The organism is Kribbella sp. CWNU-51 (assembly GCF_054073265.1).
This window is the reverse complement of the sequence record NZ_JBSXMZ010000037.1, coordinates 105,594-115,082: the sequence shown is the minus strand read 5'-3', so window position 1 is coordinate 115,082 and position 9,489 is coordinate 105,594. Positions and strand designations below refer to the sequence as shown.

Genomic DNA, 9,489 nt, shown 5'->3' with positions numbered 1-9,489 from the left:
CTACCACACCCCCCGCGAAATGTTCGCTACCCTCCTCATCGACGACCTACACCGCGTTGCGACCACCCCCTGATCTCGCCGACTGAAAAGTTCCCCACCGTGGAGGTTGGTCGGGTGGGGCAGGTTGTGTGCGCGAAGAGGAACACGATCGGCATCGATGCCACCATCGGGCCCCCTCGTGGAGGCGATCATTCAGCGGTATCCGAGCGGCGCGGTCGTTCGACCTCTTCGTCGACGACTGCCTGATCGTGGGTCAGGTGGTGAGGTTGGGGATGGTGGTGGCGCCGATGTAGTCGCGGAAGAGTTTGATCTCGCCATTGTGGATGCGGAAGACCTGGATGCAGGGGGCTTCGAAGGATGCGCCGGTTGTGGTGTGGCGGGCTTCGGTGACGAGTTCGACGATCACGACCTCGGGATCCGTGGTCTGGTGCAGCTGGACGACGCGCAGGTCGATGATCTCCACCGGGCGGTCGCTGGTGTGGAGCGAGAACTCGCGGATGGCGTCGCGCCCCTCCAAACGAGCGGGCAGGCCGTCGACGGCGAACGGCAGCTCGATCACGCCGTCCACCGCGAACAGGCCGGCGAACGACTCGAAGTCGCGGGCAACGATGTGCCGGCGACGAAGTTCCAGTACGTCGAGTGGGCTCCTCATGGTCTCTCCATTTCATTCAACAGACGTAGAACGGTTCAACGAGCGTAGAACGAAACCGCGCCATCGGTCAACGGGCGTAGAATGAACGGGATGAGCGATTCCACGCCGCGGTCGTCGCGGGCCCAGCAGCGGATCGACACGCAGGAGCGGATCCTGACGGAGGCACGGCGGCTGTTCGCCGAGGCGGGGTACGACCGGACCACGATCCGGGCCGTCGCCGCGGCGGCGCAGGTGGATGCCGGCCTGGTGATGCACTACTACGGGAGCAAGGAACAGCTGTTCGCGCTCGCCACCCGAACCGAGATGCCTTCGGTGACGGGCGAGACGGCTGAGGAGATCGCCGAGCAACTGCTCGATCGTCTTCGGCAGTCGCTCATCGAGGAGCCGATCGGTTCACTCGCCGCGCTGCGGTCGATGCTCACTCGTCCGGACGCGGCGGCGGAGGTGCGAGGCAACGCTCACGCCGATCGCGTCAAAGTCAGCAAAGCCATCCCCGGCGACGACGGCGACCTCCGCGCCGCCGTGATCAGCGCCGTACTCATCGGAGTCGTCGTCGGCCGTCATCTGGTCAAACTCGACCAACTGGCCGACGCCGATCCAGACGAGATCGTCGAACTCCTCCGCCCTGCCGTCCTTTCCCTCACCAAGGCCGACCCCACCTGACACCCACAGCCGCCGTCATGCTGGGGGGCAACGGTGACGGCGGTTCCGGTCAGCCCCTTCGGTGTGACGATGAATCCGTGGAGTCCTACGTCGAGCGCGCGCCCTTGCCGAGGTTGGCGCGGGTGGTGCGGACGGTTTGGGTTCAGCGGACGAGTGAGGCGGCGTACGTGCAGCGGCATCTGCGCGTCCGGTCCTGCTCGATTCGTTCAAGACTCGTCGTCACGCCCGCGCGTAGGTTCGACCGCATGTCAGACACGAGCAAAGTCTTCAACGAGGTGATCCTCCACCAGGTGCCCGTCCTGCTCGGTGGCGGTCGCAGCTTCTTCCAGGCGGTCCCGAAGCATGTGAACCTCCGCCTGCTCACCTCCATCGCGGCACCCGGCGTGACCCACCTCCACTACGAGGTGGTCCGATGATCCTTGTCACCGGAGGGCTGGGCCTGATCGGTGCCCACACCGCCCGGGGGCTCGTCGATCTCGGACGTGAGGTCGTCGTCACCACCCATCGCCGGACCGAGGTCCCGTCGTTCCTCGCCGGCAAGGTCACGGTGGAAGCTCTCGACGTCACCGATCGGGACGCGTTCCTGGCCCTCGGCGATCGCTACGACATCAGCGACATCGTGCATCTCGCGGGCAGCATCCCCGACGAGGACCCGGTCCAGTTCTTCCGTACGGACCTGACCGGCCTGCTCAACGCGCTGGACGCCGCCCGTACCTGGGGCGTACGCCGGTTCGCTGTCGCCAGCAGCCTCGGCGTGTACACCGGCGGGACCGAGATCCCCTGCCACGAGGACCTCCCGCTCCCCACCATGCCGCTGCCGCACCTGATCATCGCCTTCAAGAAGGCGGTCGAGCCACTCACGACGCACAGCCTCCAGGGCAGCGGCGTCCAGCCGGTCGTCCTGAGGATCGGGACCATCTGGGGACCGCTCGTCGACCCGGAAACACCGTTCTTCCACATCCCGCCGTACATCAGCGCCGTACTGCGTGGTGACGAACCACAGCCGCTGTACGCCGACGATGGCGGCGACTCCTTATACGCGCCAGACGCCGGACGTGCGATCGCCCTCCTGACGACCACGGATGCCCTGCGGCACGACACCTACAACGTGTCCAGCGGCCGGCCGTACACCAACCGCGAGATCGTGGACGCCCTGCAGGCGATCTTCCCCGGCCTGCAGCTCGACCTCCTGCCTGGACGGCAGGCCGGTCCCGGCGACGATCCGTACCTCGACATCACTCGGCTCACCGAGGACACCGGCTTCACTCCGGCCTTCGACGTCCCCGCGGCCGTGGTGGACTACGTCACCTGGCGAGCAAAGAACCCCCGTTGACGGAATAGGGCCGCCGGGGTGGGGGTTGGCGGCAGTATGGGACTTGAGATTGGCGTGATTCTTCCGACGTCGACGCCGGATCCGAAGCAACCGATTCTCGGGGATGTGCGCGAGAGTGCACGGTTCGCCGAGGAGATCGGGCTGGACTCGGTGTGGTCGACGGATCATCTGATCGCGAGTGCGCCGATGCTGGACAGCTCGGTGGTGCTGGCGACCGCGGCGGCGGTGACGGAGCGGATCACGGTCGGGTTCAACGTGATGCTGTTGGCGCTGCGGCCGGTGGCGTGGGCGGCGAAGCAGGTGAATACGCTGCAGCTCGTGTCTGGCAACCGGCTCGTCCTCGGCGTCGGCACCGGCAACCCGGCCCACGGGGACATCGGCTGGCGCGCGGCCGGCGTGGAGTTCGCGGACCGCGGCCGGCTTACCGACGAGGCACTCGACAAGCTGCGCGATCTGATCGTGGGCAAGCCGACGGTACTCGCGGACGGCCTCGAGGCGACCCTCGAACCAGGGTCAGCGGTGCCGCCAATCGTTGTCGCAGGCAACGGTCCCCGGGCACACCGGCGGGCGGCGAGGTACGGCGACGGCTGGGCGACGGTCGCGATGTCACCGACCGAGATCCGGACGAACCTTGCCCGGATCAACGAACTCGCCACCGAGCACGACAGGCCGGCGCTCAAGGCAACACTCGTCGCACCCCAGCTGGACGGTGACCCGGCCGAGCAGCTCGCAGCATATGAAGCGGCCGGTGTCGAACGCGTGATCCTCCCGCCCGCCGTCGACTGGCGCCGCGCCTACGAGAACGCCGCCAAGCTCAAGGCGTAGTGTCCGCCCAAACCACACCCCTACTGCAAACCCCAGCTAGCACCGTGGTGAGGATGACGGCCTCCCGGATGTCGTCGACCGGACACGTCAGGATGTCTCGATCCAGTACGACGAAGTCGGCGAGCTTCCCGGGTTCGATCGAACCGAGCCGATCCTCGACACCCAGCACCGTCGCGGCGTCTGCGGTCCAGCCACGGATGGCCTCGGCCCGGGTGATCGCTTTCGCCGGCGTCAACAGACTGCGACCACTGCGACCGTCAGTGCGCGTCAGCGCAGCCCATAGGTGGAACAACGGCGGGTGGGAGCCGTCGCTGGCCAGTGCGGTCGGTACGCCGGCATCGATCCACCACCGCACAGGTGTAACGTGCTCCCACCCATGCCCGGGCAGACGCTTGACGTACGCCGTCTCGCCCCGGCCGAAGTCCACCCCGGCGCAGACTTGTGCGAGCAGCCCCATCGCCGCAAGCCGTGTGATCTGCTCCTCTGTGACGTGGTGGAAGTGCTGCAGTACCCAGCCCCGATCCGTCAGCGGTGTCTCACGGTGCACAGTCTCCAACGCATCCACGACGATCTCGCAGGCCGCGTCCCCGGTCGCGACGACGTTCAGCCGCAGGTCGTGCCGGACGGCCAGGCGAGCGACCTCGGCCAGTTGCCCGGTGGACAGCGCCGACGAGCCGTTCCCGACGACGTCGTGCGGATCGAGGTAGGGCTCGCTCATCAGTGCACCGCCGAAATGCATGGGTCCGTCCAGCCCGATGGTCACGCCGCGGATGCGCAGCCGATCGTCCCCGGTGCCCGCGCCGCTCGCGTCGGCGATGGACGCCATCCAGTCCTCGACATCCACGCCCGGCCGGCCGAACGGTACGTCGTACGTGCCGATGACACGGCAGGCCAGGCGGCCGGACTGATGGAGCTCGCGCAGGTCGGGCACGAAGGAGCCGTTGCCGTGCCCTTCGTAGATGGTGGTGAGGCCGTGGCCGAGGTTGGCCTGGAGCGCCGTAGCGATCGCGTGCTGCCGGGTCTGCGCGGTCATTGCCGGAAGCAACGAAAACAGGCGGCCGACCAAAGGGTTGCGGGCGTTGTAGAAGATCAGGCCGTGGATCCGGCCGGTTGGTTCGCCGGCCGCGTCCCGCTCGATCCGGAGGCCAGGTACGTCCGGCGTGTCCCGCGTGATGCCGAGCAGGTCGAGGGCGGCACTGTTGAGGACGGCCGGATGCGGCCAGAACGGCGGGGTCGGAATGTGCACCGGGTTGTCCGGCGCCACCGCGTCGAGATCCGCCCGGGTGGGCCAGCGTCGCTCGGCCAATCCTTCTGGCAGGTCGAAGTAGTCCGGCGGTTCCCCGATCGATGACGTCATGATCCAGTCGCCCGGCTCGGCCGCTGTCGCCGCGGCTCCGATCCGCTCGACGATGGCAGCGATCGAGGTCAGGCCGGTCAGCCTCGGGGTGGCGGTGGCGTCCAGTCCGAGATGCACGGTGTGCGCATGCGCATCGATGAAACCGGGCAACACCGTGCGGCCTTCGAGGTCGACCACCGGACCGCCGAGCCGGGCGATCTCTTCGGTGCTGCCGACCGCGGTGAACCGGCCGTCCGACACGGCGAACGCCTCGGCGATGGTGAATCCGCCGTCCACGGTGACGACGTTCCCGTTCACATAGACCGTCATTTCAGCTCCAACAGGTGTACGGCGTTCCGGTGTCCGCGGAGTCGGCCTTGGCTGATTGTCGTCTCTGGCTGATTCACGCTCCGACAGTCGCAGGCTCCTGGCGAGGGCGTCGGGATTCTGGCCGATTCCTGCGTATTCCGACACGATGGAGCGCATCATGGTGGATTTCGATGCGCTCGACGGGCAACTCGTCCACGCGCTGCAGGTGGATGGCCGGGCGTCGTTCAGCCGGATCGGCGCCGTACTCGGTGCCTCGGACCGGACCGTCGCGCGCCGCTATCACCGGCTGCGCGAGACGGGCGCGGTGCGCGTAGTCGCGGTGCCGTCGAGCCGCCGCCTCGGGCGCGTCGACTGGCTTGTCCGGATCCAATGCGCGCCCGACACGGCTGTCGCGGTCGCCGCGACCATGGTTCGCCGAGAGGACACGTCGTGGGTTTGCCTCACCTCTGGCGGCCTGGAAGTCACCTGCATCACCCACGCACAAGGCCAACGCACTCCCCTTCTGCAGAAGTTGCCGCGCGGTCCGCGCATCACCTCAGTCACCGCCCAATGCATGCTCCGCGCGGTCGCCGGCACCGCGGGCTGGCCAGGGCGTACGGCGGCCCTCACCCAGCAGCAGGTGGATGAGTTGACCCCGGGACCACCGAGCGCGGAGTACGACGTACCACTCGAACTGAGCGAGCAGGACGAGCGGCTGCTGGCCGAGCTCGCCAAGGACGGACGCAGCGCGTATCCCGCACTGGCCGCGGCGGCAGGCATGCCCGAGTCCACCACACGCCGCCGCCTCGCCGAACTGCTCCGGGCAGGAGCCCTGTACTTCGACGTCGAGGCGGACCCGTTGCTCTTCGGCTACACCACCGAGGCCGTCCTGTGGATGACCGTCGTACCGTCCGAGCTCACCTCGGTCGCCGACGCGCTGGCCCACCATCCGGAGGTCGCGTTCGCCGCGGCCGTCACGGGTCCGACCAATCTGTTCGCGTTCGTCCTCTGCCCGGACGCCGACGCTCTGTACGACTACCTGGCGACCCGCATCGGCGCGCTCGCCGGCATCACCCACATCGAGACGGCGCCGCTCACCGCGACCCTCAAGCGCTCCGGCACCGTGCTCCCACGGCGCTGATTTGACCTTGACATTGGTGTCAGGCTTTACGGTCGTGGCATGGCTGGAATCGTGGTGGTCGGAGTTGGACCGGGGATCGGCGTGGCGGTGGCCCGGCGGTTCGTGCGGGAAGGGATGAGCGCCGGGCTGATCGCGCGGTCGGAGGAGAAGGTGAAGGCCGCGGCCGACGCGCTCGCGGGCGCCGAGGTGCTCGGGGTCACGGCCGACAGCACGGACGAGGTCGGGCTGCGGGCCGCGCTCGATCGGGTGATCAACGCGCATGGCGTACCGGACGTGGTCGTCTACAACGCGGCGGTCATCCAGCCGGATGCGGTCGGCGACCTGACGGCTCAGCAGCAGTTGGACGCCTGGGCGGTCAACGTGGTCGGTGCGATCACCACCGCGGCCTACGTCGTACCGTCGATGGTCGACCGCGGGCGTGGCACGTTCATCATCACCGGCGGCATGCCCGAGCCGAAGCCCGCCTACGTCAGCCTCTCCCTCGGCAAGGCCGGCGTCCGGACGCTTGTCACCCTGCTCGACCAGCAGTACGGCGCCGCGGGCATCCACGCAGCCACCGTCACCGTGAGCGGTGGAGTCGCTCCCGGCTCACTGTGGGACGCGGAGGACATCGCCGACCACTACTGGCGCCTGCACGCCCAACAGCGGGCAGACTGGACGCACGAAGTCGTGCTGTGAGTGGACTGGTCAAGATCCTCCGGATTGGCCCTGTCGGCGTGCGGCCGGCATCGGTGAGACTGTTGCTGTTCGCAACCGATGAGGATCGCTGATGTATGTTCCCGCCCACTTCGCCGCCGACGACGAGGCGGTGCACGAGCTGCTCGCCCACCACGGCGCCGCCGACCTGGTGACGATGACCACCGACGGGCTGGTGGCGACCATGCTGCCGTTCGTCCACGACCGTTCGCGGAACGTGCTGCTCGGGCACTTCGCCCGGAACAACGACCACTGGCGCCGGACCGTCGTCGGCGAGGCCCTGGTGATCATGCGCGGGCCGGACGCGTACGTCTCACCGGCCTGGTACGAGTCCAAGCGCGAGCACGGCCGTGTGGTGCCGACCTGGAACTACATCACCGCGCACGTCTACGGGACCATGACCGTGCACGACGATCCGGCCTGGGTCGAGAACGTCGTACGGCACTTGTCGGATCACCACGAGGCGGGCCGGGCCGAGCCGTGGTCGGTCGACGACGCGCCGGACAAGTTCGTCAGTGGGCAACTCCGGGCGATCGTCGGCGTGGAGATCGCCATCAACCGGATCGAGGCGAAGTTCAAACTCAGCCAGAACCGGCCGGACGCGGACGTCGACGGGGTGATCGCGGGGCTTCACGCGGACGGCGACGACCGGACTGCGGCCGCGGTCGCCGAGCACCGGCGCTGACTCAGAGCAGACCGCGCCGGAATCCCTCGGCGACGGCGGAGGCGCGATCGGGCACCTCGAGCTTGGCGTAGATGTTGAGCAGATGCGTCTTGACCGTCGCCTCGCTGATGAACAGATGGGCGGCGGCCTCCCGGTTGGTGTTGCCGGCTGCGACGAGCCCGAGGACTTCGAGTTCACGCGGGCTGAGCACGTCCGGCGGGGGTGGCGTGCGGACTCGATTCATCAGCGTGCTCGCCACCGACGGCGCGAGCACCGACTGGCCGGCTGCGGCGGCGCGGACAGCACGGAGCAGCTCGTCGCGCGGTGCATCCTTCAGCAGGTAGCCGGTCGCACCGGCCTCGATCGCGGGTACGACGTAGCCGTCCGTGTCGTAGGTGGTCAGGACGAGCACCCGAGCGGCGACCCCGCGCTTGGCGAGTTCGGCGATCGCGGCCAGGCCGTTCACGCCCGGCATTTGCAGATCCATCAGGATCACGTCCGGCCGCAGCGCCTGCGCCAGCCCGATCGCCTCGGCGCCGTCGGCCGCCTCGCCGACCACCTCGAACTCGGGCTCGGCCGCGAACATCCCGCTCAACCCGTCCCGGACCACCGGATGGTCATCCGCGATCAGCAGCCTGATCATGCCCGCGCCCCCGCCGCGGTCATGGGGACACTCGCGGAGATCGCCGTACCGGATCCTGGCTCGGACTCGATCTCCAGCGTCCCGTTGAGCGCCTCGATCCGCTGCCGCATCGCGACCAGGCCGAAGCCGCCGCCCGTGGACGCGGTCCGGCGGGACGGGTCGAAGCCGATGCCATCGTCGCGGACGTCCAAGGCGACCTCCTTCTCCATGTACGACAGCGTCACACCGACGCGGGTCGCCTGCGCGTACTTCGCCACGTTCGCGAGCGCCTCTTGGGTCGCGCGGAGCAGGCCGGCCTCGGCCTCGGGTGTCATCACCCGTGGCGTGCCGGTCGTCGCGAGTTGTACGTCGATGCCGTGCAGAGCCGACCAGCGTCGTACGACGTCGGCGATCGCCTCGCTCAGGGTCGCCGTCTGCAAGGGCTGTGGACGGAGGGCGTCGACCGAGCGGCGCGCCTCGGTCAGGCTCTCCCGGGCCAGACCGACCGCGGCCTTGACGTGCCGGCGCCAGTCCGCGGCGTGCTCGGCCGCCTGCAGTTGGGTGACGATCCCCGTCAGGCCCTGCGCGAGCGTGTCGTGGATCTCGCGGGCCATCCGATGCCGCTCGTCGTGCACGCCGGCTTCGCGCGCCTGGGTCACGAGCTGGTCGTGCAGGACCGCGTTTTTGGCCATGGTCACCTCGAGGCGACGATTGGTCTCGGTCAGCGCGTCGACCGCCTCCTGGCGCTGCCGGCTGAGCACGTCACTGCGCCAGCCGAGCCACGCGGCCAGGCCCATCCCGACCACGTTCACCCCGAGCACCGCGACGTACGCGAGCAGTCCGAAGGCGTCGGTCTTCGGGATGTCGTACGCCTGCGCCGTACCGGCGACGAGGGCGACGGCCGCGACGCCGGCCAGGCGGGAGCGCCAGGGCAGCAAGACGAACGCGTAGAAGTAGCCGGCCGGCGTGAGGAAGCCGAACCATGAGTCGCGGACCACCAGCACGGCCATGATCAGCACGAAGCCGGTGATGAAGACCACCATCGGTCCGAACCGCTCGCGCCGGGCCGGGCGCAGCGTGAACATCAGGAGCATCCACAGCCCGGCCGCCGCGCACAGCACCAGGTCGACAAGCATCGCCCGAGGGTCGGTACGGCGAACCAGCACAGTGACCGCGGTGAGGAAGGCGAGCAGCGCGTACGGCACCACGGTCACCCGCACCGGCCACACCCGCTCGCTCATCCGTCCT

General features: G+C 68.7%; 11 protein-coding genes. 7 read left to right on the top strand and 4 right to left on the bottom strand.

The window, feature by feature from the left end; genetic code table 11:
• Positions 1-253 precede the first annotated feature (253 nt).
• A complete protein-coding gene (locus ACXC9Q_RS31200) occupies positions 254-652 on the bottom strand; it encodes a nuclear transport factor 2 family protein (RefSeq protein ID WP_457060207.1) in 399 nt (132 codons plus the stop codon).
• A 90-nt stretch (positions 653-742) separates the two neighbouring features.
• Here ACXC9Q_RS31200 and ACXC9Q_RS31195 point away from each other — a divergent pair, with 90 nt between their 5' ends.
• The 4 genes from ACXC9Q_RS31195 (at position 743) to ACXC9Q_RS31180 (ending at position 3,473) form a co-directional block, all read left to right on the top strand.
• Positions 743-1,315, top strand: coding sequence for a TetR/AcrR family transcriptional regulator (locus tag ACXC9Q_RS31195; RefSeq protein ID WP_457060206.1), 573 nt, complete (start codon positions 743-745; stop codon positions 1,313-1,315).
• A 245-nt stretch (positions 1,316-1,560) separates the two neighbouring features.
• Positions 1,561-1,731, top strand: coding sequence for a hypothetical protein (locus tag ACXC9Q_RS31190; protein WP_457060205.1), 171 nt, complete (start codon positions 1,561-1,563; stop codon positions 1,729-1,731).
• Positions 1,728-2,648: an NAD-dependent epimerase/dehydratase family protein gene (locus ACXC9Q_RS31185; protein ID WP_457060204.1), complete on the top strand. Its 921-nt coding sequence runs from the start codon at positions 1,728-1,730 to the stop codon at positions 2,646-2,648. Before ACXC9Q_RS31190 ends, ACXC9Q_RS31185 begins: the two co-directional genes overlap by 4 nt.
• A 36-nt stretch (positions 2,649-2,684) precedes the next feature.
• Positions 2,685-3,473, top strand: coding sequence for an LLM class flavin-dependent oxidoreductase (locus ACXC9Q_RS31180; protein WP_457060203.1), 789 nt, complete (start codon positions 2,685-2,687; stop codon positions 3,471-3,473).
• On the opposite strand, the gene ACXC9Q_RS31175 is transcribed toward ACXC9Q_RS31180, so the two are convergent.
• Positions 3,463-5,139 carry an amidohydrolase gene (locus ACXC9Q_RS31175; RefSeq protein WP_457060202.1) on the bottom strand — a complete coding sequence of 559 codons (1,677 nt, stop codon included), beginning with the start codon at positions 5,137-5,139 and terminating at the stop codon, positions 3,463-3,465. The genes ACXC9Q_RS31180 and ACXC9Q_RS31175 overlap by 11 nt on opposite strands.
• Positions 5,140-5,296: 157 nt before the next feature.
• Here ACXC9Q_RS31175 and ACXC9Q_RS31170 point away from each other — a divergent pair, with 157 nt between their 5' ends.
• From ACXC9Q_RS31170 to ACXC9Q_RS31160, 3 genes are all read left to right on the top strand, one after another.
• Positions 5,297-6,259 (top strand): Lrp/AsnC family transcriptional regulator, encoded by a 963-nt coding sequence (locus ACXC9Q_RS31170; protein WP_457060201.1) that lies wholly within the window; start codon positions 5,297-5,299, stop codon positions 6,257-6,259.
• Between the two features lie 39 nt (positions 6,260-6,298).
• Complete coding sequence (locus ACXC9Q_RS31165) at positions 6,299-6,937, top strand: SDR family NAD(P)-dependent oxidoreductase (protein ID WP_457060200.1); 639 nt, start codon at positions 6,299-6,301, stop codon at positions 6,935-6,937.
• A 91-nt stretch (positions 6,938-7,028) separates the two neighbouring features.
• Positions 7,029-7,640, top strand: a complete 612-nt coding sequence (locus ACXC9Q_RS31160; protein ID WP_457060199.1) for an FMN-binding negative transcriptional regulator — start codon at positions 7,029-7,031, stop codon at positions 7,638-7,640.
• Position 7,641: 1 nt separating this feature from the next.
• Here ACXC9Q_RS31160 and ACXC9Q_RS31155 read toward each other — a convergent pair whose 3' ends face one another.
• Together ACXC9Q_RS31155 and ACXC9Q_RS31150 are read right to left on the bottom strand one after the other, a co-directional pair.
• Entirely contained in the window at positions 7,642-8,262 is a 621-nt protein-coding gene (locus tag ACXC9Q_RS31155; RefSeq protein WP_457060198.1) for a response regulator, read from the bottom strand.
• The gene (locus ACXC9Q_RS31150; RefSeq protein ID WP_457060197.1) at positions 8,259-9,482 is read right to left on the bottom strand and encodes a sensor histidine kinase; all 1,224 of its coding nucleotides are present in this window, start codon (positions 9,480-9,482) and stop codon (positions 8,259-8,261) included. Before ACXC9Q_RS31150 ends, ACXC9Q_RS31155 begins: the two co-directional genes overlap by 4 nt.
• Positions 9,483-9,489: the final 7 nt, after the last annotated feature.

Excerpts from the sequence above, each read along its gene's own strand:
- ACXC9Q_RS31200 (WP_457060207.1), bottom strand. The coding sequence starts at position 652 with ATGAGGAGCCCACTCGACGTACTGGAACTTCGTCGCCGGCACATCGTT.
- ACXC9Q_RS31195 (WP_457060206.1), top strand. The coding sequence starts at position 743 with ATGAGCGATTCCACGCCGCGGTCGTCGCGGGCCCAGCAGCGGATCGAC.
- ACXC9Q_RS31190 (WP_457060205.1), top strand. The coding sequence starts at position 1,561 with ATGTCAGACACGAGCAAAGTCTTCAACGAGGTGATCCTCCACCAGGTG.
- ACXC9Q_RS31185 (WP_457060204.1), top strand. The coding sequence starts at position 1,728 with ATGATCCTTGTCACCGGAGGGCTGGGCCTGATCGGTGCCCACACCGCC.
- ACXC9Q_RS31180 (WP_457060203.1), top strand. The coding sequence starts at position 2,685 with ATGGGACTTGAGATTGGCGTGATTCTTCCGACGTCGACGCCGGATCCG.
- ACXC9Q_RS31175 (WP_457060202.1), bottom strand. The coding sequence starts at position 5,139 with ATGACGGTCTATGTGAACGGGAACGTCGTCACCGTGGACGGCGGATTC.
- ACXC9Q_RS31170 (WP_457060201.1), top strand. The coding sequence starts at position 5,297 with ATGGTGGATTTCGATGCGCTCGACGGGCAACTCGTCCACGCGCTGCAG.
- ACXC9Q_RS31165 (WP_457060200.1), top strand. The coding sequence starts at position 6,299 with ATGGCTGGAATCGTGGTGGTCGGAGTTGGACCGGGGATCGGCGTGGCG.
- ACXC9Q_RS31160 (WP_457060199.1), top strand. The coding sequence starts at position 7,029 with ATGTATGTTCCCGCCCACTTCGCCGCCGACGACGAGGCGGTGCACGAG.
- ACXC9Q_RS31155 (WP_457060198.1), bottom strand. The coding sequence starts at position 8,262 with ATGATCAGGCTGCTGATCGCGGATGACCATCCGGTGGTCCGGGACGGG.
- ACXC9Q_RS31150 (WP_457060197.1), bottom strand. The coding sequence starts at position 9,482 with ATGAGCGAGCGGGTGTGGCCGGTGCGGGTGACCGTGGTGCCGTACGCG.